The 20,768-nt window shown below is 74.0% G+C and carries 14 protein-coding genes and 1 pseudogene; 5 read left to right on the top strand and 10 right to left on the bottom strand.

The features are described 5' to 3' along the window. Nucleotides 1-66: 66 nt before the first annotated feature. Nucleotides 67-999 (bottom strand): ABC transporter ATP-binding protein, encoded by a 933-nt coding sequence (locus GA0070609_RS03535; protein ID WP_088992467.1) that lies wholly within the window; start codon nt 997-999, stop codon nt 67-69. A gap of 477 nt (nt 1,000-1,476) precedes the next feature. Here GA0070609_RS03535 and GA0070609_RS03530 point away from each other — a divergent pair, with 477 nt between their 5' ends. Both GA0070609_RS03530 and GA0070609_RS03525 read left to right on the top strand, forming a co-directional pair. Continuing rightward, the gene (locus GA0070609_RS03530) at nt 1,477-3,582 is read left to right on the top strand and encodes a TRAP transporter permease (protein ID WP_088997466.1); all 2,106 of its coding nucleotides are present in this window, start codon (nt 1,477-1,479) and stop codon (nt 3,580-3,582) included. 2 nt (nt 3,583-3,584) lie between these two features. Then, nucleotides 3,585-4,604 carry a TAXI family TRAP transporter solute-binding subunit gene (locus tag GA0070609_RS03525; protein WP_231928518.1) on the top strand — a complete coding sequence of 340 codons (1,020 nt, stop codon included), beginning with the start codon at nt 3,585-3,587 and terminating at the stop codon, nt 4,602-4,604. Between the two features lie 63 nt (nt 4,605-4,667). On the opposite strand, the gene GA0070609_RS03520 is transcribed toward GA0070609_RS03525, so the two are convergent. From GA0070609_RS03520 to GA0070609_RS03490, 7 genes are all read right to left on the bottom strand, one after another. Then, nucleotides 4,668-5,204, bottom strand: coding sequence for a hypothetical protein (locus GA0070609_RS03520; protein ID WP_088992465.1), 537 nt, complete (start codon nt 5,202-5,204; stop codon nt 4,668-4,670). Then, nucleotides 5,204-7,102, bottom strand: a complete 1,899-nt coding sequence (gene dnaG / locus GA0070609_RS03515; RefSeq protein ID WP_088992464.1) for a DNA primase — start codon at nt 7,100-7,102, stop codon at nt 5,204-5,206. Before dnaG ends, GA0070609_RS03520 begins: the two co-directional genes overlap by 1 nt. A 107-nt stretch (nt 7,103-7,209) precedes the next feature. After that, on the bottom strand, nt 7,210-7,365 hold the full coding sequence (locus tag GA0070609_RS03510; RefSeq protein WP_157748046.1) for a hypothetical protein: 156 nt from the start codon (nt 7,363-7,365) through the stop codon (nt 7,210-7,212). A gap of 84 nt (nt 7,366-7,449) precedes the next feature. Beyond that, entirely contained in the window at nt 7,450-9,084 is a 1,635-nt protein-coding gene (locus GA0070609_RS03505; protein ID WP_088997465.1) for a BCCT family transporter, read from the bottom strand. A 93-nt stretch (nt 9,085-9,177) separates the two neighbouring features. Continuing rightward, a complete protein-coding gene (locus tag GA0070609_RS03500; RefSeq protein ID WP_088992462.1) occupies nt 9,178-10,014 on the bottom strand; it encodes a siderophore-interacting protein in 837 nt (278 codons plus the stop codon). A gap of 10 nt (nt 10,015-10,024) precedes the next feature. Beyond that, on the bottom strand, nt 10,025-11,281 hold the full coding sequence (locus GA0070609_RS03495; RefSeq protein WP_088992461.1) for a deoxyguanosinetriphosphate triphosphohydrolase: 1,257 nt from the start codon (nt 11,279-11,281) through the stop codon (nt 10,025-10,027). Nucleotides 11,282-11,380: 99 nt separating this feature from the next. Then, on the bottom strand, nt 11,381-11,734 hold the full coding sequence (locus tag GA0070609_RS03490; RefSeq protein WP_088997464.1) for a VOC family protein: 354 nt from the start codon (nt 11,732-11,734) through the stop codon (nt 11,381-11,383). A 194-nt stretch (nt 11,735-11,928) separates the two neighbouring features. Between GA0070609_RS03490 and GA0070609_RS03485 the strand changes: the two genes are divergently transcribed. After that, nucleotides 11,929-12,426 carry a roadblock/LC7 domain-containing protein gene (locus GA0070609_RS03485; RefSeq protein ID WP_088992460.1) on the top strand — a complete coding sequence of 166 codons (498 nt, stop codon included), beginning with the start codon at nt 11,929-11,931 and terminating at the stop codon, nt 12,424-12,426. A 101-nt stretch (nt 12,427-12,527) separates the two neighbouring features. Here GA0070609_RS03485 and ppdK read toward each other — a convergent pair whose 3' ends face one another. After that, nucleotides 12,528-15,236 carry a pyruvate, phosphate dikinase gene (ppdK, locus tag GA0070609_RS03480; protein ID WP_088997463.1) on the bottom strand — a complete coding sequence of 903 codons (2,709 nt, stop codon included), beginning with the start codon at nt 15,234-15,236 and terminating at the stop codon, nt 12,528-12,530. A gap of 354 nt (nt 15,237-15,590) precedes the next feature. Here ppdK and GA0070609_RS03475 point away from each other — a divergent pair. After that, nucleotides 15,591-17,234 (top strand): annotated as a pseudogene (locus tag GA0070609_RS03475) (beta-N-acetylhexosaminidase); the annotation flags it as partial. A 1,504-nt stretch (nt 17,235-18,738) separates the two neighbouring features. Beyond that, nucleotides 18,739-19,389 carry a C39 family peptidase gene (locus GA0070609_RS03470; RefSeq protein ID WP_088997462.1) on the top strand — a complete coding sequence of 217 codons (651 nt, stop codon included), beginning with the start codon at nt 18,739-18,741 and terminating at the stop codon, nt 19,387-19,389. Between the two features lie 126 nt (nt 19,390-19,515). Here the strand turns inward: GA0070609_RS03470 and dusB are convergent, their stop codons facing one another. Beyond that, on the bottom strand, nt 19,516-20,688 hold the full coding sequence (gene dusB / locus GA0070609_RS03465; protein WP_088992458.1) for a tRNA dihydrouridine synthase DusB: 1,173 nt from the start codon (nt 20,686-20,688) through the stop codon (nt 19,516-19,518). Nucleotides 20,689-20,768: the final 80 nt, after the last annotated feature.

Raw genomic sequence — 20,768 nt, 5'->3', positions numbered from 1 at the left:
CGGGCCACCGGCGGCCGGGCGTCCGGCCGATGCTACGGGCACCGGACCCGCCCGGCGGCGCGGGCCTCAGTCGACCAGGGTGCGCCCGGTCAGGTGCAGGAAGACGTCCTCCAGGCTGCTGCGCCGGACCAGCACGTTGGCCGGGGTGAGCCCGAGGGCGTTGACCTCGGCCACCGCCGCGTCGCCGTCGGGGACGTAGAGCAGGATGCGGTCGGGCAGCACCTCGACCCGCTCCGCCAGCCCGTCGACCTTGCCGGCGAACGCCTCCTGGGACTCGGCGGCGAAGCGCAACTCGACCACCTCGCGGGTGGAGTGCTGCTCGATCAGCGCCCGCGGTGAGCCCTCGGCGACGATCCGGCCGCCGTCCATCACCACCAGCCGGTCGCAGAGCTGCTCGGCCTCGTCCATGTAGTGCGTGGTGAGCACCAGCGTGACGCCCTGCTGCTTGAGCCGGAACAACCGCTCCCAGACCAGGTGCCGGGCCTGCGGGTCGAGGCCGGTGGTCGGCTCGTCGAGCAGGACGATCTCCGGCTCGTTGACCAGGGCACGGGCGATGGTGAGCCGGCGCTTCATGCCGCCGGAGAGCGGCTCGACCTTGCTGTCGGCGCGCTCGCTGAGCTGGACGAAGTCGAGCAGCTCGGCGGCGCGGGCCCGGGCCACCCGGCGGGGGATGCCGAAGTAGCGGGCGTAGGTCGTCAGATTCTCCCGGACGGTCAGCTCGGGGTCGAGGTTGTCGAGCTGCGGGCAGACACCGAGGCGGGCCCGGATCGCCGGGCCGTCGCGGACCGGATCCATGCCGAGGATGCGCAGCTCACCGCCGCTGGGCGGGGAGATGCAGCCGACCATCCGCATGGTCGAGGACTTGCCCGCGCCGTTCGGCCCGAGGAAGCCGAACGCCTCGCCGGAGCGCACCTCGACGTCGATGCCGTCGACGGCGGTGAAGTCGCCGAACCGCTTCACCAGCCCCCGGGCCTGGATGAGTGGTTGAGCCGTGGTCACCGCCCGACCCTAGCCGCCGGGTCCGACAGCTCCACCCGATTTACCCCCGACCGCCCGCGCCGACGACACGGGGCGGACGGATGTCGATGCCCCGCTCACCGCTTGATCGACGTGTATCGTCCGTTCGTGTCGCCCACCCGCTCACCCGACGGCTCACCGCCACCCGGTCGTCCGGCCGACGCACCGCAGGCCGCGCCCGGTCCACCCGGAACCGGGGCGCCGCCCCGGCCGGCGGCACCGCCCGCACCGGAAACGGTGCCGGCGGGCTCCCCCGCCGTGCCGCGCGACTCCGACCACCCGGCCGGCGACGCCGTCGGCACCGAGCCCGCCGCCCGCCCGGACAGCGACGCCACCGCCAGGCCAGCGGGGCGCGGCTCCGCGGTTCGCGCCGAAGGCGACGCGACCCCGGCGGGCATCGCGACCGACGGCGGCGGCGTTGCGCGGCCGGAGGCCGGAGCGGGTGGAACCGGGCCGGCGGTGGCCGACGCCGCGACGTCCGACCTGGCCGCCCGGTTCGAGGACGAGAAGCCCGGCCGGACCCTCACCGGGCCGGCCGGTCTGCTGCTCGCCGGCGTGGCGCTCGCGGTCGCCACGCTCGCCCTCTGGCAGGTGTTCCGCCCACTGCCGCAGGGCAGCAAGTACTACCTGATCATCTTCCTGGCGGGCGTACTGCCGCTGGTCTTCCTGGCCTACCCGGCCGACCTGCCGCTGCCGGCCCGGCTCCGGCGCGCGACCCGGCCCGCCCGGTCCGGCACGGACCGACCGGGCAGAGTGGACGAACCGGGCCGGCCGGTGGGCGACGCGCGGCCGACCCTGCCGGATTGGGCGCTGGCCGGCCTGGCCCTGGTCGCCTGCCTCTACCCCGTGCTGCCGGTCCGCCTCGGCGCAGGCGGCGGCGGGTACAACGCCTTCCTCGACCGGCAGGGCCTGCTCGTGCCGCTGGACCTGGTGATGGGCACGGTGCTGCTCCTGCTGCTGCTGGAGGCGTGCCGCCGCACCACCGGCTGGATCCTGCCCGCGGTCTGCCTGCTGTTCCTCGGCTACGGCTACTACGGCGGGCTGCTGCCGCAGTCCTGGCCGGTCGCCCACGCCGGGCTCGACTTCACCCAACTGGTCGACGCCTTCTACAACTCCGACAGCGGCTTCTACGGCACCCCGCTCGACGTCGCCGCCTCGTACATCGTGCTCTTCACTATCTACGGCGCGGTGCTCGACTTCTCCGGCGCCGGGCGGTTCTTCGTCAACCTGTCCACCGCCGCGTTCCGCCGGTCGCGGACCGCCGCCGGGCGGACCGCCGTCGCCTCCGGCTTCCTGCTCGGCACCGTCTCCGGCTCCGGCGCCGCGACGACGGTCAGCATCGGCGCGGTGACCTGGCCGATCCTGCGCCGGGCCGGCTACCCGCCGGAGCGGGCCGGCGGCATGCTCGCGGCGGCCGGGGTGGGCGCCATCCTCTCGCCGCCGACGCTGGGCGCCGCGGCGTTCATCATCGCCGAGTACCTGGGCGTGTCGTACCTGCAGGTGCTCGGCTGGGCGACCGTGCCGACCGTCCTGTACTACCTCGGCATCCTGCTGGCCGTGGAGATCGACGCCCGGCGGTCCGGGGTTCGCCCGGTGCTGATCGACACCGCCTCGCCGTGGCGGCTGCTGGCCCGGTTCGGCTACCACTTCGCCTCGCTGGTCGCCATCGTCGTGCTGCTCGCCGTCGGGTTCTCCGCCACCCGCGCGGTGGTGCTGGCCACCGTCCTGGCCGCCGCGCTGTCCTTCCTGGACCGGGCCCACCGGCTCACCCCGGCCCGGCTCGCCGCGGCCCTCGGCGCCGGCGTACGCGGAGTGCTGGCGGTGACCGCCGTCTGCGCCGCCGCCGGCATCATCACCGCCACCACCACCAAGACCGGCCTCGGCCCCCAGGCGGCCGCGCTGCTGGTGAGCGGCGCGCAGGCGGTCGCCTCGGACCCGACCCTGGTGCTCGCGCTCACCGCGGTGCTCGCCGCCGTCGCGCTCAGCCTGCTCGGCCTGGCCGTGCCGGTCACCGCCTCGTTCATCATCGGCTGGGTGATCATCGGTCCGGCGCTGCTCGACCTCGGCGTGTCGACGCCCGCCGTGGCGATGTTCGTCTTCTACTTCGCGGTGCTCTCCGAGGTCTCCCCGCCGACCGCGCTGGCCGCCGTCGCGGCCGCGGCGGTCACCGGCGGCCGGCTGGTGCCGACCATGTGGCAGACCCTGCGGTACGCCCTGCCGGCCTACCTGACGCCGATCGCCTTCGTGCTCACCCCGGCCGGTCTCGGGCTGCTCGGCATCGGCGGCGCGCGACGGATCGCGGTCGCCGCCGTGGTGGTGGCGCTCAGCGTCGCCGTGCTGGCCGTGGCGGCGGGCGGCTGGCTGCCCGGCGTCGGCCCGGCCGGCGTGCCGGAGCGCGTCCTCGGCGCGCTGGCCGGCGTGACCCTGCTCTGGCTCGAACCGGTGCCGGTGGCGGTCGGTGTCGCGCTGACGGCCGTGGCCGCCACCGGAGTGCTCGTACGACGCGGATCCGCCGGCCGGGCCGCCGGGCCGCGCGCCGGATCACCGGAGGTCAGGGAGGTATGACAGTGAGCGGGAACAGGATTCGGCTGCTGGCGGGGGTGGGCGTGCTCGCCCTCGCCGCGGCGGGCGTGGCGGGCTGCGGCGGCCGGCAGGGCGGCGCGGCGAAGGACGACACCGCCAGCGAGGTCACCTGCGAGGTGACCGCGGACACCCGGGTGGGCATCGCGACCGGAAACGCGACCGGCGTCTACTACCCGGTCGGCAACGCCCTCGCGGGCCAGCTCTCCGGCACCACCGGAGGGAAGCTGACCGGCACCGCCGCCGAGACCGGCGCGTCGGTGCAGAACATCGAGCAGCTGGTCGCCGGCCAGTACGACGTCGCCTTCTCGCTCTTCGACAGCGCGGTCAACGCGGTGCAGGGCAAGGGCAGCTTCACCGCCGCGCAGCCGGTCGAGGCGCTCGCCCGGATCTACGACAACTACACGCAGGTCGTGGTGCGGGCCGACGCGGGCATCGCCTCGGTGGCGGACATGCGGGGCAAGCGAATCTCCACCGGCTCCCCCAAGTCCGGCACGGAGGTGATCGCCAACCGGCTGCTCGAGGCCGCCGGCCTGGATCCGGCCAAGGACGTCCAGGCGCAGCGGCTCGACCTCGCCAAGACGGTGCAGGGCGTCAAGGACGGCAGCATCGACGGCTTCTTCTGGTCCGGCGGGGTGCCCACCGGCGGCCTGACCGACCTCTTCACCACCACTGGTGACCAGGTGAAGTTCATCGACATCACGCCGCTGCTGCCGAAGATGGCCGAGCTGAACCCGGCCTACCAGGCGGGCACGATCAGCAAGGACGCGTACGGCACGGCGGCGGACACGCCGACCATCGTGGTGCCGAACGTGCTGCTGGTGCGCAAGGACCTGGACGCGAACGTGGCCTGCGCGATCACCCGGACGGTGTTCGAGCGCAAGGACGCGCTGGCCCAGGCCAACCCGGCCGCGAAGGGCATCAGCCTGGAGACGGCCCGCCGGACGGAGCCCGTACCGCTGCACCGCGGCGCGGACAAGGCGCTGCGCGACCTGGGCGCCAACTGACCTCGGCCGGGCCCGGCGCGGACGCCACCGGCCGCCGGGCCCGGTGACCGGTGGCCGGTGTGGTCAGACGTCGGTGGGTGCGGTGGCGGCGCGGGCGGCTGCGACCAGCCGGTCGGTCTCGGCGAGCACCGCGTCGTCGTCGACCGGGGTGCCGGGGTCGAGCCGAACCGTCCAGGTCAGACCGTCCATGCCGGGCACCCGCCGGGCGGCCACCCGGCCGGCGCCGCCGGGCAGCGGGTGGTGCTGGGTGTACGCCACCGAGCGGGTCACCCGGGCGCGCACCTGGTGCGGCAGGTCCCCCGGATCGAGCAGCAGGTACGTCTCGGCCGGGCAGTCGGCGACCACCAGGTAGCCGTCGCGCTCGGCGACCCGCTCGGCCGGCGTGACGGTCAGCTCGCGGCCCGACCAGACCGCCTTGAGGATGTCGTGCCAGCCCAGCCGGTGCCCCCGGCCGGGCAGCCAGAGCCCGAGGTTGCTGGCCACCACCACCCCGTCGCCCTCGCCGTTGCCGGCGGCGGCCCAGGCCAGCACCCGTTCCTCGGCGGCCAGCGGCGGGCGGGCGGCGGCCGGCAGCTTCGGCTTGCGGTTGAACAGTCCCATCACAGCCCTCCCGCGGCCTGCTCGCGCAGCGCCCGGGCGTGCTGCTCCAGCGAGAGCAGCTCGCCGAAGAGCGCGAAGTACTCGTCCTTGTTGCTGACCGGGTTGATCCGCTGGATCCGCGACTTGAGTTCCTTGATCCGGCTGGTCACCGAGCCCCACTGCAACCGGGCCATGGTTACCGAGACGTAGCGCGGATCCGGCTCGCCGTCGATCCGCAGCGGCTCCACGGCCAGTTCGCCGACGAGCGCCTGGGCGGCGAGATCCTCGCAGGCGTCGCGGACCGAGGAGATCCAGACCGCGCCGCCGGTCGCGGCCGACGCCCCGCCGACCGCCGCCACGGCGGCGCGCACCGCGGCGTGCACTGGATGGCGGTACTCCACCGCCTCGACCGCGTCGAACATCGGCCCGGCCAGCACCGGCTCCTGGAGGGCGAGCTTGAGCGCCTCGCGCTCGACCATCGACTGCGGGCTGTCCACGGTCGGTTCGGGCCTGGCCGGCCGGGACGGTGCGGGCGCGGCCTCCCGGCCGGGTTGGCCGGAGGCGGCGGCCAGCACGGCCCGCTGCACCGGCTCGATCTCCATGCCGAGGTCGCCGGCGAGCTTGCGGACGTACTCCGGGCGCTTCTCCCGGTCCTTGAGCTTGGCGACCAGGGGCGCGGCCCGACGCATCGCCTCCACCCGACCGTCGACCGTGTCCAGGTCGTACCGGCTGATCACGTGGCGCAGCGCGAAGTCGACCAGCGGCTCGCGGCGGGCGACCAGGTCGCGCACCGCCAGGTCACCCTTGGCCAGCCGCAGCTCGCATGGGTCCATGTTGTCGGGGCTGACCGCGATGAAGGTACGCCCGACGAAGCGCTGGTCGTCCTCGAACGCCCGCAGCGCGGCCTTCTGCCCGGCGGCGTCCCCGTCGAAGGTGAAGATGATCTCGCCGGCCCGTTCGTCGCTGTCGAAGAGCACCCGGCGCAGCACGGCGATGTGGTCGGCGCCGAACGCGGTGCCGCAGGTCGCCACCGCCGTCGGCACGTCGGCCAGGTGGCAGGCCATCACGTCGGTGTAGCCCTCGACCACGACCACCTTGCCCTGCTTGGCGATCTCGCGCTTGGCCTGGTCGATGCCGTAGAGGACGTGCGACTTCTTGTAGATCGGCGTCTCGGGGGTGTTCAGGTACTTCGGGCCGTCGTCGTCGTCGAAGAGCTTCCGGGCGCCGAAGCCGATCACGTCACCGGTGATGTCCCGGATCGGCCACATCAACCGGCGGCGGAACCGGTCGATCAGCGAGCCGGAACGGGCCGGCCGGGACAGCCCGGCGGTGACCAGCTCGTCGTGCGTGAAGCCCTGCTGACGCAGGTGCTTGGTGAGCAGGTCCCAGCCGTCCGGGGCGAACCCGCACCCGTAGCGCTCGGCGGCGGCCTTGTCGAAGCCGCGGCGGGCGAGGAACTCCCGGGCCGGCCGGGCCCCGGCCGTGCCGAGCTGGGCCCGGTAGAACTCGACGGCGGCGGCGTGCGCGGCGACCAGGCGCTGCTTCTGCCCGTGCTGCGGCCGGGCGGCCCGCGGCGCGGCCTGGTCGCCCTCGACGTAGCGCAGCTGGATGCCGGCCCGGGCGGCGAGCCGTTCGACCGCCTCGACGAAGCTCAGGTGCTCGGCGTCCATCAGGAACTTGATCGCGTCGCCACCGGCGCCGCAGCCGAAGCAGTACCAGACGTTGCGGGCGGGCGAGACGTTGAACGAGGGGCTCTTCTCGTCGTGGAACGGGCACAGGCCCTTGAGGTTGCCGCCGCCGGCCGACTTCAGGGTCACCGTCTCGGAGATCACGTCCGCGATCGAGGTGCGCTCGCGGACCAGCGCGATGTCCTCGTCTCGGATCCGCCCAGCCATGCTCGCCACCCCCTCGGCGTACATCCTGCCCTGCCGGACCGACGCTCCGCCGCCGGGGGACGCCCCGGTGTGGCGCCGACCGCCACGCCGAGCCGGAGGGAAGGACGCGGCCGACCGGGACGCGGACGAGGCTACTCCCCGGCCGGCTGCTCCCGGCCGGGGACGTCGGACCGGCCGTCCCGCGTCGGCATGGCGGCGAGCAGGGTGTCGAGCGCCTGCCGTTCGGTGCCGAGCCGCGCCATCGCCTCGGCGATGCGGGCCCGCTCCCGCTCCAGGTGCTCGACCATGCCCGGGCACGCCGACGGCGTCAGGCGCCCACCGTCGTCGTGCACGCAGTGCAGCACCTGCGCGATGACGGCGGTGGGCGCGGGTCACCGGGGGCGGCGGCGCAGGTAGCGCCGCACCGGCGGCGGATCCTCCTCCTGGTACGACCGGGCGGCGCGGATCGCGGCGGCCAGGCCGTAACGGCGGTTGCGGGCCGGCGGGTTGACCGTGGGGTCCCGGGACATGTCCCGGACCAGCGCCACCGCCAGGCCGAGCATCACCACCACGAACGGCAGCGCCACCATGATCGTCGCCTGTTGCAGCGCGTCGAGCCCGCCGGCCAGCAGCAGCACCGCCGCCGTCGCGCCGATCAGCACCCCCCAGGTGACCACCAGCACCCGGTGCGGGCGCAGCGCTCCCCGGGAGCTCAGCGAGCCGAGCACCAGCGACGCGGAGTCGGCGCTGGTGACGAAGTACAGCCCGATCAGCACCATGGCCAGGACGCTGGTCAGGGTCGCCAGCGGTAGCGCGTCCAGCAGGCCGAACAGCGCCTGCTCGGTGCCCGCCTCGACGTCCGCGACCAGGTCGCGCGCGCCGGTGGCCTGCGCCCGCAGCGCGCTGCCGCCCATCACCGCGAACCAGACCGCGCTGGCCCCGCTCGGCACCAGCAGCACCCCGACCAGGAACTGCCGGATCGTCCGCCCCTTGGAGATGCGGGCGATGAAGGTGCCCACGAACGGCGCCCAGGAGATCCACCAGGCCCAGTAGAAGATCGTCCAGGAGCCGAGCCACGACGGGTCGGAGAAGGCGCCGGTACGGGTGGACATGAACAGCAGGTTGCTCAGGTAGTCGCCGACCGAGGCCGGCAGCACCTCCAGCGTGTAGATGGTCGGCCCGACCACGAAGACGAAGAGCATCAGCAGCACCGCCAGCAGGACGTTGGTGGTGGAGAGCCACTTGATGCCCTTGTGCAGGCCGGAGAAGGCCGAGATCACGAAGGCCAGCGTGAGCCCGCCGATCACGACCAGCTCCACCGCTGTCGTGTCCGGGACGCCCGCCACCAGGTCGAGGCCGGCGGCGACCTGGAGCGCGCCGAGGCCGAGGCTGGTCGCCGAACCGAACACGGTGGCGAAGACCGCCAGCAGGTCGATCGCCCGCCCGGCCGCCCCGTCGGCCCGGTCGCCGAGCAGCGGACGGAACGCGGCGGAGATCCGGTTCTCCCGGCCCTTCCGGAAGGTCGAGTACGCCAGCGCCAGCGCCACCACCGCGTAGATCCCCCAGGGATGCAGCGTCCAGTGGAAGAGCGTGTACTGCATGGCCGTCGCGCCGGCCGCGCCGGTCTGCGGTGCGACGCCGGTGGCCGGCGGCGGCGTCGCGTAGTGCTGGATGGGCTCGGCGACGGCGAAGAAGACCAGGCCGATCCCCATCCCGGCGCTGAACATCATCGCGATCCAGGCCAGCGAGCTGAACTCGGGCTCGTCCTGGTCGGCGCCGAGCCGGATCCGGCCGAACCGGCTCGCCGCGATCACCACCGCCAGCACCAGGAACGCGTCGGCCGCCAGGACGAAGAACCAGCCGAAGGTGCCGATCGTCCAGGCCAGCCCGGACTCCCCGAAAGCCGCCAGGGAGCCGCGGGCGAGCACGCCCCAGGCCACCACGGCCAGCACCCCGCCGACGCTGAGCGCCAGTACCACCGGGTCGACGCGCCCCCGGTGTACCGGCGCCTCCTGCTGCTCGGTCATCCGCACCCCCACCCCATCCTGCTGACCGGAGGGGGCCGCCGGTGGGGATCGCGGAAACGTCAGCCCGGGGGCTTCGCCGGGGGTCGCGGCGGGTCAGGCGGCGAGGCTGGTGGACTCCTCCGCCTCGACCTGGCGATTCCACTCGGGTTTGGTGGAACGCCAGCCCTCGTCGTTCATGCCCCGCCGCCAGTAGCCGGAGATGGAGAGCCGCTCCCGGGCGACGCCCCACTCCACCCGGAGCAGCCGGCGCAGCTCCTTGACCCAGGTCGCCTCGCCGTGCACGAAGGCGTGCACGTCACCGGGCGGGAACTCCAGCTCGCGGATCGCGGCCAGCAGCCCCTCACCGACCGGCCGGTCGCCGCGGTGCAGCCAGGACAGCCGGACCGCGCCGGGGCTGAGCAGCAGCTGCTCGTCGGCCGGGTCGCCGATCTCGACCAGCGCGACGGCCGGGGCGCCGACGGGCAGCCGCTCCAGGGCGGCGGCGATCGCCGGCAGCGCGCTCTCGTCGCCGACCAGCAGGTGCCAGTCGGCGGTCGGGTCGGGCGCGTACGCCCCGCCGGGGCCGACGAAGCGCACCGGGTCGCCCGGGCGCAGCGCGGCCGCCCACGGGCCGGCCAGCCCTTCGTCGCCGTGGTGCACCACGTCGACGGTCAGCTCCCCGGCCAGCGGGTCCCAGGCCCGCACGGTGTACGCGCGCAGCCGGGGCCACTGCTCGCGGGGCAGGTCACGACGGATCGCGGCCAGGTCCACCGGGTCGGGGTGGTCGACGCCGGGCGCCGGGAAGAGGATCTTGATGTAGTGGTCGGTGAACTCGCCCACCGGCAGGCCGGCCAGTTCCTCGCCGCCGAGCACCAGCCGGATCAGGTGCGGGGTGGGCCGCGAGGTGCGCAGCACCCGGGCGGTGGTGACCTTCTTGGCGCGCTCCGTCATGCCAGTTAGGTTAGCCTAACTTCGGCAGGTCCCCGACCGGGGTACCGCCCACCAGCCGCGTGTGCCAGGCCACCGCCGCCGGGTCGGTGAGCGAGGCCACCTGGTCGACCACCACCCGCAGCCGGGCGGCGTCGTCCGGGGCGGCCCGCCACAGCGGCGCGAAGACCGGGTCGAGCGCGTCCGGTGCCCGGTCGGCCAGCACCGCGACCAGGTCGGCGATCACCTCCCGCTGCCGCTCGTACCGACCCCGCGCGCCCGGTCGGCGCAGCACATAGCGCAGGGCGATGCCCTTGAGCAGGGCGCAGCGGGCCCGGATCGACCGCGGCACCACCAGGTCGGCGGCGTACCGGCGGTGCGGGCCGACGCCGAAGCGCTCCTGGGTGGCGGCCACCGCGGCGGAGACGAAGCGGCCGGTCAACACGCTGGTGGTGGCCTTCAGCGCCGCCTGCGCGCGGTGGCTGCCGTCGTACCCGGCGAGCGGGGCGAGCACCGGGTCGGCGAGCAGGTCGACCAGCACCTCACCGAGGTCGGCCGGGGACTCGCCGGAGTAGGTGGCGGCGACGTCGGCGCAGAGGGCGGCCCGCTCGTCCGGGTCGGTCAGCAGCGGGTGCAGCGTGACGTAGCCGCCGTGGATGCCGTCCTCCACGTCGTGCACCGAGTAGGCCACGTCGTCGGCCCAGTCCATCACCTGCGCCTCCAGGCAGCACCGGTCACCGCCCGGGCCGCCGGTACGCAGCCAGTCGAAGACCGGCCGGTCGTCGGCGTACACCCCGAACTTGCGCTGCCCCGGGCGGCGCGGCCAGGGGTACTTGGCGACCGCGTCGAGCGAGGCCCGGGTCAGGTTCAGCCCGGCGGAGGAGCCGTCCGGGCCCAGCACCTTGGCCTCCAGCCGGGTCAGCACCCGCAGCGTCTGCGCGTTGCCCTCGAAGCCGCCGCAGGCCGCGGCGAGCTGGTCCAGCGCGGCCTCGCCGTTGTGCCCGAACGGCGGGTGGCCCAGGTCGTGGGCCAGCCCGGCGGTGTCCACCACGTCGGGGTCGCAGCCCAGCCGTGCGCCCATCTCGCGGGCGATCTGGGCGACCTCCAGCGAGTGGGTGAGCCGGGTACGCAGGAAGTCGTCGGTGCCGGCCGTGTGCACCTGGGTCTTCGTGGCGAGCCGGCGGAACGCCGCCGAGTGCAGCACCCGGGCGCGGTCCCGCTCGTACGGCGACCGCCCGTAGCCGGAGTCTTTCGGCGGCTCCTCGACCCGGCGCTCGGCCGGGTCGTCCACCCCGGGCCGGCCGGGCTCGGGCTGGACAGTCAACCGGCCACCGGCCTGGTCACGCTGCCGGGCCACCCCGGTTCGCGGCTGGGGGCTCGCAAGACCCGCTCACCCCTCGCGCTCACGCAGCACGCAGAACTCGTTGCCCTCCGGGTCGGCCAGCACCGTCCACCCGACGTCGCCCTGCCCGACGTCCACGTGCCGGGCGCCCATGTCCACCAGCCGCTCGACCTCGGCCTCCTGGTCGCTGGGGCGCAGGTCGAGGTGGAGCCGGTTCTTGCCCTCCTTGCCGTCGGCCACCGGCACGAACACGATGCCCGGCAGCCGGTCGGCGGACTGGCGGATCTCCACCTCGTCCGGCTTCTCGGTGACCACCTGATAGCCCAGCGCCTCGGCCCACCAATGGGCCAGTCGGGCCGGGTCCCGGGCATCGACGGTCAGGCTCTCCCAGGCGCTGCTCATGTCGATCAGGGTACGCCCGGACGACCGTCCCGGCGCGCCCGCGACGTCCGGTGCGGCGGCCCGCAACCCCCGATCAGACGAGAGTTGCCAACCGATCGCCGACCGTCACGGGATCGCGGGACGGCAGGGGCCACCGGTAGCGTCGTCGATGCGGAACGTGACCGACCGACCGGAGACACGACGGGGAGACACGCGTGGACGAGGACGTGGTGGGAACGGAGTTGCGAGGGCTGCGCGGGCGCCGCCCGGAGGTCGTCGGCGCGGTGCTCGCCGGCACCGACGGCCTGCTCATCTCCAGCGACCTGCCGACGACGGACGCGACCCACCTGGCGGCGCTGGCGGCGGCCGGCTTCGGCCTCGGCAACCGGGTGGCCGACACGGCACGCCGGGGCGAGTTCCGCGAGTCCGTGGTGCACACCTCGGCCGGCTGCGTGGTGACCTACCCGGCCGGCCCCGACGCGCTGCTCACCCTGGTCACCGAGGCCACCGGCGACCTCGCCGCGCTGCACGCCGACGCCCGCGCGGTCGCCCGCCGGGCCGGTGCCGCGCTGGAGCACCGGCGCCCGGTCGGCGCCAGCGCGCTGCCGGCCACGCTCGGCCCGCTCGCCACGCGCACCCCCACCCGGACCACGCTGCCGACCCGGCGCGTCGCCCGGCACCCGCACGCCACCTGGCGCCGCCCACCCGTCTGAGCCGGCCGCACCGAGGGTCACTGCCGTCGCCGGTCTCCGCAGACGCGACCGGCGGCGGACCCGGTGACCGGGTCCGCCGCCGGGGCGTACGGATCAGCGGGTCAGCGGCTGTCCGAGCCGGTCGTCTCGATGGCGGCTCGACCGGCCTCCAGCCGGGCGACCGGCACCCGGAACGGCGAGCAGGACACGTAGTCCAGCCCGACCTCGTGGAAGAAGTGCACCGACTCGGGGTCGCCGCCGTGTTCGCCGCAGACGCCGAGCTTCAGCCCCGGGCGGGCGGCCCGGCCCTCCTCGGCGGCGATCCGGACCAGCCGGCCCACGCCCTCCCGGTCGATCGACTCGAACGGCGAGATGCCGAAGATGCCCAGCTCCAGGTAGCGCCAGAAGAACGCGCCCTCGACGTCGTCGCGGGAGAAGCCCCAGCCCATCTGGGTCAGGTCGTTGGTGCCGAAGGAGAAGAACTGCGCCGCCTCGGCGATCTGCCCGGCGGTCAGCGCCGCCCGGGGCACCTCGATCATCGTGCCGATCAGCACCTCGACGCCGCTGTCGCCGACCACCTCGGCGATGATCTTCTCGGCCTCGGCGCGTACCGTCTCCAGCTCCTGGACCGCGCCGACCAGCGGGACCATGATCTCCGGGCAGGCTGACCCACCGGACCGGGTGACCGCGACGGCGGCCTCGGCGATGGCCCGCACCTGCATGGCGAACAGGCCCGGAATGACCAGGCCGAGCCGCACGCCGCGCAGGCCGAGCATCGGGTTCTCCTCGTGCATCCGCCGGACGGCGGCGAGCAGGGCCTCCTCCTTGGCCACATCCTCGCCGCGCTCCTGGGCGACCGCCACGTTGACCGCGAGCTGCTCCAGCGGGGGCAGGAACTCGTGCAGCGGCGGGTCGATCAGCCGGACGGTGACCGGCAGGCCGTCCATCTCCCGGAAGATCTCAATGAAGTCCTCGCGCTGCAACGGCAGCAGCGCGGCGAGCGCGTCCTCCCGCTCGGCGTCGGTGCCGGCGAGGATCAGCCGCTCGACCAGCTCCCGGCGGTCGCCGAGGAACATGTGCTCGGTGCGGCACAGGCCGATGCCCTGGGCGCCGAAGCGCCGCGCCCGCGCCGCGTCCGCGCCGGTGTCGGCGTTCGTCCGGACGGCCAGCCGCCGCCGGGCGTCGGCGTGCGTCATGATCCGGTGTACGGCCTGGACCAACGCGTCGCCGGCCTGCTCCGGGTCGAGGGTGCCCTCGAAGTACTGCACCACCTCCGACGGCATGACCGGCACCTCGCCGAGGTAGACCTTGCCGGTGGTGCCGTCGATGGAGACGACGTCGCCCTCGGTCACGGTCTGCCCGGCCACGGTGAACTTCCGCTGCGGGATGTTGATGTCCAGCTCGTCGGCGCCGGAGACGCAGGTCTTGCCCATGCCCCGGGCCACCACGGCGGCGTGGCTGGTCTTGCCGCCGCGCGAGGTGAGGATGCCCTTGGCGGCGATCATGCCGTTCAGGTCGTCGGGGTTGGTCTCCCGGCGGACCAGGATCACCGACTCACCCTCGGCGGCCAGTTCGACCGCGCGGGCCGAGGTGAAGACCACCTTGCCGACGGCCGCGCCCGGCGACGCCCCGATGCCCTTGGCCACCGGCTGGAACTCGTGGTCGAGTTTGAACCGCGGGAACATCAGCTGGGCCAGCTGCGCGCCGTTGACCCGGTGCAGCGCCTCGTCCAGGTCGATCAGGCCCTCGTCCACCAGTTGCCCGGCGATGACGAAGGCGGCCGCGGCGGTGCGCTTGCCGACCCGGGTCTGCAGCATCCAGAGCTTGCCGCGCTCGATGGTGAACTCGATGTCGCAGAGGTCCTTGTAGTGCCCCTCCAACCGGGCCATGTAGTCGAGCAGCTCGTCGTAGGACTTCTTGTCGATCCGCTCCAGCTCCTGCAGCGGCACCGTGTTGCGGATGCCGGCGACCACGTCCTCGCCCTGGGCGTTGGCCAGGTAGTCGCCGTAGATGCCCTGCGCGCCGCTAGCCGGATCCCGGGTGAACGCGACGCCGGTGCCCGAGTCGGCACCCAGGTTGCCGAAGACCATCGCCACCACGTTGACAGCGGTGCCCAGGTCGGCCGGGATGCGCTCCTGCCGGCGGTAGATCACCGCGCGTTCGGCGTTCCAGGACTCGAACACCGCACGGATGGCCAGGTCGAGCTGCTCGCGCGGCTCCTGCGGGAACTCCCGCCCGGTGTGCTTGCTGAAGATCTTCTTGTACGCGTCGACCAGGCCGCGCAGGTCGTCCGCGTCGAGGTCCAGGTCGTTGGTGGTGCCCTTGGCCCGCTTGACGTCGTCGAGCGCGTGCTCGAACTCCTCGCCCGGTACGTCGCAGACGGTCTTGCCGAACATCTGGATCAGGCGGCGGTAGGAGTCCCAGGCGAACCGGTCGTTGCCGCCGGCCTGGGCGCTCAGCCCGACCACGCTGCGGTCGTTGAGGCCGACGTTGAGGACGGTCTCCATCATGCCGGGCATGGAGAACTTGGCCCCGGAGCGGACCGAGACCAGCAGCGGGTCCTGCGGGTCGCCGAGGCGCCGGCCCATCTCCCGCTCCAGCGCTTCCAGGTGCGCGGCGATCTGCTCGGCCAGCCCGGTCGGCTCCGATCCGGTGGCGAGGTAGGCCTTGCAGGCCTCGGTGGTGATGGTGAAACCGGGCGGGACCGGCAGGCCGAGGTTGGTCATCTCGGCCAGGTTGGCCCCCTTGCCGCCGAGCAGGTCCTTGAGGTCCTTGTTGCCCTCGGCGAAGTCGTAGACGTACTTGTGTTCCGCCGTCTCTTGCGCTGCCACCAGAGCCTCCCACGCGCGCCGGTCCGACACTTAACGAAGGTTTAGTTGCTCCCAATACCCCGCGGCCGGCCGCCGGTAATCCGGTGCCACGCCAGTCGGTGGGCGAAGGTTAAGCGAACAACGGGTGGGCTGGGACCGTTCGGTGACAATAGGCACAGCCATCACGACTATCCGCGTTCGTGCCGGTTTCTGGGAACGCTTCCATGCGCACGATCACGCAATCCCGGCCTCCCCTCGTACCCTTGACGGCACGCGTTTCGGTGAACTTCACCTTTGCCATAACCGCCGCGAATACACCCGGGAGCCGCTGCCGTGTCCACCCTCCCCTCCGCCGCCGACCAGGACGGACCCGCGCTGAGCCAGCAGTCCGCCGCCGATCAGGGCCGGCTGCCGCTGCGCGAGCCCGCCGCCGCCGACCTGGCGCGCACCGCCGCCCGGGCCGCCGGTGATCTGCTCGCCCCGCCCGCCCCGGTCCGCCTCGACGACGTGGTGCCGGCCCCCGAGCAGGTCCGGCCCGACCCCGGCGCCGACTACCTGCTGACTCCCGACGCGGTGATCCGGGTCAGCACCGGGCCGGCGGCGCTGGCCGTGGCCGAGCAGCTGGCCGCGCTGCTCCGCCCGGCCACCGGATACCCGCTGCCGGTCACCGACGCCGCCCGGCCCGAGCCGGCCGGCGGCATCGCGCTGGTGCTGGTCGACGACGAGACCCTCGGCCCGGAGGGCTACCAGCTGGACATCACCCCTGCGGGGGTACGCATCGCCGCGGCCGGACCGGCCGGACTGCTGCACGGCGTGCAGACGCTGCGCCAGCTGCTGCCGGCGGCGATCGAGAGCCGCACCCCGGTCGCCGAGCGCTGGGCGCTGCCCGGCGGGTCGATCACCGACCGGCCGCGGTTCGCCTACCGGGGTGCGATGCTCGACGTGGCCCGGCACTTCTTCGGCGTCGAGGACGTGCTGCGGGTGGTCGACCACCTGTCCCGGTACAAGCTCAACCACCTGCACCTGCACCTCACCGACGACCAGGGCTGGCGGATCGCCGTCGACTCCTGGCCGCGGCTGGCCGCCGTCGGCGGGGTCGGCGAGGTGGGCGACGGCCCCGGCGGGTTCTACACGAAGGCCGACTACCAGCGGATCGTCGCGTACGCGGCCGAGCGGCACATCACCGTGGTGCCGGAGATCGACCTCCCCGGGCACACCAACGCGGCGCTGGTCGCGTACCCCGAACTGGCCCCGGCGGGAACCGTGCCGACGCCGTACACCGGCACCGAGGTCGGCTTCAGCTACGTCGACCCGGCCAGCGAGCGGACGTACGACTTCGTCACCGACGTGCTCGCCGAGGTGACCGCGATGACGCCGGGCCCGTGGCTGCACATCGGCGGAGACGAGGCGTTCAAGGTGAAGCGGGAGGCGTACACCGGCTTCGTCGAGCGGGCGCAGCGGATCGTCGCCGGCCTCGGGAAGACCGTGGTCGGCTGGCACCAGCTCGCGCCCGCCGGGCACGTCGACGGCCGGGTGCTCCAGTGGTGGGGCACCGACGCCGACGACCCGACCACCGCCGAGGCGGCACGCCGGGGCGCCCGGCTGCTCCTCTCCCCCGGCAACCACGCCTACCTGGACATGAAGTACGCCCCGGACACCCCGATCGGGCACGACTGGGCCGGCCTGATCGACCTGCGGCGGTCCTACGAGTGGGATCCGGGCGCGCACGTGACGGGCGTGCCGGAGACGGCGGTGCTGGGCGTCGAGGCGCCGCTCTGGACCGAGTCGGTGACCTCGCTGCCCGAGGTCGAGTTCATGCTCTTTCCCCGGCTGCCCGCCCTGGCCGAGCTGGGCTGGTCGCCGCGGGCCACGCACGACTGGGACCGGTTCCGCGACCGGCTGGCCGGGCACGGCCCACGCTGGACCGCCGCGGGCATCACCTTCCACCGCTCGCCGGAGGTGTCCTGGCCGACGGAGGCCCCGGCGGAGGTCCCAGCGGAGGCTCCGACGGCGGCCCCGGCGGCCGCTCCGGCGGCGGCTCCGGTACCTGCGGGTCCGATGCCTGCGGGTCCGCGGCCCGCGATCCCGACGCAGCCCGGCCCCGACGACGCACCGGCCACCGCCCCGTCCGTCTGACTCCCAGCTGGCAACGGACCAGCCGCCGACCCCGCGTCCGGGATCGGCGGCTGGCCCGACCACCGGGCCCGGCCCGCCCGACACTCCGGCAACTGGCCTCCAACCCCCAACCCCCAACCCCCGGCCCCCGGCCCCCGGCCCCGACCACCGGCCCTCGGCCCCGCGGCCCTCAACCCCCGGCCCCGGCCCCCGACCCGGCCCTCGGCCCCGGCCCCCGGCCCCGGCCCACCCGGCCGGGTCGCCGCCGCTGGTGGTGTCGTCGCCAGCCGGGATGGACTGTGCCGGCGAGGTGGCCAGGGTCGGGCTGGTGCTCCGTCGACTCGACTACCGGCCGCTGCCCCAAACTCCATCACTTTGGCTACCGCTCATTGGGACTGGCTGTCCACGCCCAGCCCTCAGCGGCCAGCTACCGTCCGGCCGCGCCCTTTGGAGCTGATGTCGCAGACGACTCATCCGTCCCGTCCGTGCCGCAGCCAACCGTGCAACGGGGTGAAACAGCAACGGGGCCAACCGGGCGTCAGTGGCGGCGGCCGGCTCGGGCGTGTCGTGGCCGGAGCGGGCAGTTCCGCACCGGCGTGATACCTCAGAGTCATAAATATGCCGCTGAGTCATCACGCCTGTCGGGCGATCGGTCGGCGCTGGCGTCGCGACGCCCTGGCACCCCTGCGCACTGGCCCAGGGTGCTCTTGCAGTCGTGATCCACTCCGTGTCGGCGATGTGGCGGCATCCCGAGCCGGCGGACACCCCCATGTCCCCGACACGGTGTGGATCACCGGGGGTGCGTGGTGAGTCGTTGGCGCCATCAGCTCCACAGCGTGCCGGTCGGCCCACGCTTGCGCCGGCGGGCCGGTGCAGTCGTGGTGCCGGGTGAGGGCCGGGATGTCCGTTTCGGCGTGTGTCCGGCTGTGCCGGGTTGGGTGGTTTGGGTGCGGCTGTGGCGTGGTCGGGGCCACGCTGGGGGTGGAATCGGTGGCGGGTCGGGGTCGTTGAACATGGCATACCCGCGCCACACCCCCCGGGTGCTGGCATGCGGTTGGAGCGGCCCAGCCGGATTGCAGGGCGGAATGCCTACCGGCCTCGGGTCGTTGACCAATCCCCGGACGGGCCGAACAGGCTCCCGGCCGACGCCCCCGGAATGGCCGGCCAGCCCGGGTCGTTGAACAACCCCGGACAGGCCACGGCCGTGTCCCCGGACAGGCCGAACAGGCCCGGGCGCCGAACCCCGGAATCAGGGGCCGGCCCGGATGGTTACATCCCCGGACGCCCGAGCAGGCCCCCGCGCCGCCCGGAGCGATCCACCCTTTCGCACGACCCTTTCCTCACCCACGGCCCACCACCCCCCTTGGGTGTGCCGTGTTTCCCCCGGATCGAAAGGCTTGTGATCATCATGCGTACCGACATGCTGCGTAAGACCGCTCTGACCGCTGCCGGCCTCGCCTTCGCGGGCGGCGCCATCGCCGGCCCGATCACCGCCGCCTACGCCATCGCCGAGCAGCAGCCCTCGACGTCGGTGACCACCGACCGCAAGCACGGTGAGCGGGAACTGGGCGTGCGCTACGAGGCCCAGCCGAACTTCTACTACTGCGGCCCCGCCGCCGCCCGCAACGCGCTGAGCGTGCAGGGCAAGGAGATCGACATGGACGCCGTGGCCGAGGAGATGGGCACCACCGAGGCCGGCACCGACTCCATCAACGACATCACACCGGTGCTGAACAAGGAGACCGGTAAGGACGTCTACCGCAGCGTCGAGATCCCCGGCAGCCTGGCCGACGAGAAGCAGACCGACAAGCTGCGCGCCGACATCGTCAAGGCCGTCAACGAGGGCCGCGCCGTGGTCGCCAACATCGCCGGCACCGCCACCGACACCGACGGCAACACCCACTCCTTCGAGGGCGGGCACTACATCAGCGTCGTCGGGTACCGCGACGGCGGCGAGACGGTGAAGATCGCCGACTCGGCCAACCCGGACACCGCCTCCTACTGGATCACCACCGAGGCGCTGGCCGACTGGATCGCCACCCGCGGCTACACCGCCTGACGCAACCGAACAACGCTCGAAGGGCCGACCCCACCCGGGGCCGGCCCTTCGTCGTATCCGAGGGCCGGGCGCAGGAGCCCGTGCCCAGCGCGCGGGAGGGCCGGGCCCAGCGCGGAGCGCGTCGGCTCAGCCGCCGGAGTCGGCCAGCTCGGCGCCCTCGGGGACGGTGTCGTCGTCCCGGCTGGCCAGCCAGCCGTCCGGTAGGAAGACCTTGCCCGGCGAGTTGGTCCGGCCGCGCGGCTGGCCCAGCGTGGCGACCGGGAACGGCTCGGTCGGGTCCAGCTTGCCGAGCAGGTCGTCGAGCTGGGCCAGGCTGTCGATCATCGCGAGTTCGCGGCGCAGCTCGCTGCCGACCGGGAAGCCCTTGAGGTACCAGGCGACGTGCTTGCGGAAGTCGGTGCAGCCGTCCCGCTCGCCCCGCGCCGGCGTACGCGCCCCGGCGCTGAACTGCTCGACCAGCAGCTCGGCGTGCCGGCGCATGGTCGCGGCGACCTCGCCGAGGGTGGGCAGCCGCCGCTCCGGCCGGCCGTCGAACGCGGCCTCCAGGTCGGCGAAGAGCCACGGCCGGCCCAGGCAGCCCCGGCCGATCACCACCCCGTCCACGCCGGTGTGCGCCACCATCCGCAGCGCGTCGTCGGCTTCCCAGATGTCGCCGTTGCCGAGCACCGGCACGTCCAGCGCCTGCTTCAAGGTGGCGATGGCGTCCCAGTCGGCGGTGCCCGAGTAGCGCTGCGCGGCCGTACGCCCGTGCAGGGCCACCGCGGCCACGCCGGCCTCCTGGGCGGCGAGCCCCGCCTCGACGTACGTCAGGTGGTCGTCGTCGATGCCCTTGCGCATCTTGACCGTGACCGGCACCCCGGCGGGTGACGCGGCCTCCACCGCGGCCCGCACCAGCCGGGCGAAGAGCCGGCGCCGCCAGGGCAGCGCCGCGCCCCCGCCCTTGCGGGTGACCTTCGGTACCGGGCAGCCGAAGTTCAGGTCGATGTGGTCCGCGAGGTCCTTCTCGACCACGATCCGCACCGCGGCGGCGGTGGTCTCCGGGTCGGTGCCGTAGAGCTGGAGGCTGCGCGGCCGCTCGTCGGCGCCGAACGCGATCATCCGCAGCGTCTTGGGGTTCCGCTCCACCAGCGCGACGGTGGTGATCATCTCGCAGACGTAGATGCCGCCGCCCTGCTCCCGGCAGAGCTGACGGAAACCGACATTCGTGATGCCGGCCATCGGGGCGAGCACCACCGGCGGCCACACCTGGTGCCGCCCGAGGGTGAGCGGGCGGAGCGCGGGAACGGCGGGACTGGTCACGTACCCAAGAATCCCACGCCGGCCGGGGCGGCCCGGCGCCGGTGGCCGGTCGCCGCCGCGATGGTGAGCGAACTCGCACC

Source organism: Micromonospora echinaurantiaca (genome assembly GCF_900090235.1).
Classification (GTDB): domain Bacteria; phylum Actinomycetota; class Actinomycetes; order Mycobacteriales; family Micromonosporaceae; genus Micromonospora; species Micromonospora echinaurantiaca.
Note: the sequence above shows the minus strand (reverse complement) of the source record. Positions and strands in the feature narration are given on the sequence as shown.

Bases quoted from the DNA above. Each gene is read 5' to 3' on its own strand.
- GA0070609_RS03520 (WP_088992465.1), bottom strand. From the start codon at position 5,204: ATGGGACTGTTCAACCGCAAGCCGAAGCTGCCGGCCGCCGCCCGCCCG.
- dnaG (WP_088992464.1), bottom strand. From the start codon at position 7,102: ATGTACGCCGAGGGGGTGGCGAGCATGGCTGGGCGGATCCGAGACGAG.
- GA0070609_RS03510 (WP_157748046.1), bottom strand. From the start codon at position 7,365: ATGGTCGAGCACCTGGAGCGGGAGCGGGCCCGCATCGCCGAGGCGATG.
- GA0070609_RS03505 (WP_088997465.1), bottom strand. From the start codon at position 9,084: ATGACCGAGCAGCAGGAGGCGCCGGTACACCGGGGGCGCGTCGACCCG.
- GA0070609_RS03500 (WP_088992462.1), bottom strand. From the start codon at position 10,014: ATGACGGAGCGCGCCAAGAAGGTCACCACCGCCCGGGTGCTGCGCACC.
- GA0070609_RS03490 (WP_088997464.1), bottom strand. From the start codon at position 11,734: ATGAGCAGCGCCTGGGAGAGCCTGACCGTCGATGCCCGGGACCCGGCC.
- GA0070609_RS03470 (WP_088997462.1), top strand. From the start codon at position 18,739: ATGCGTACCGACATGCTGCGTAAGACCGCTCTGACCGCTGCCGGCCTC.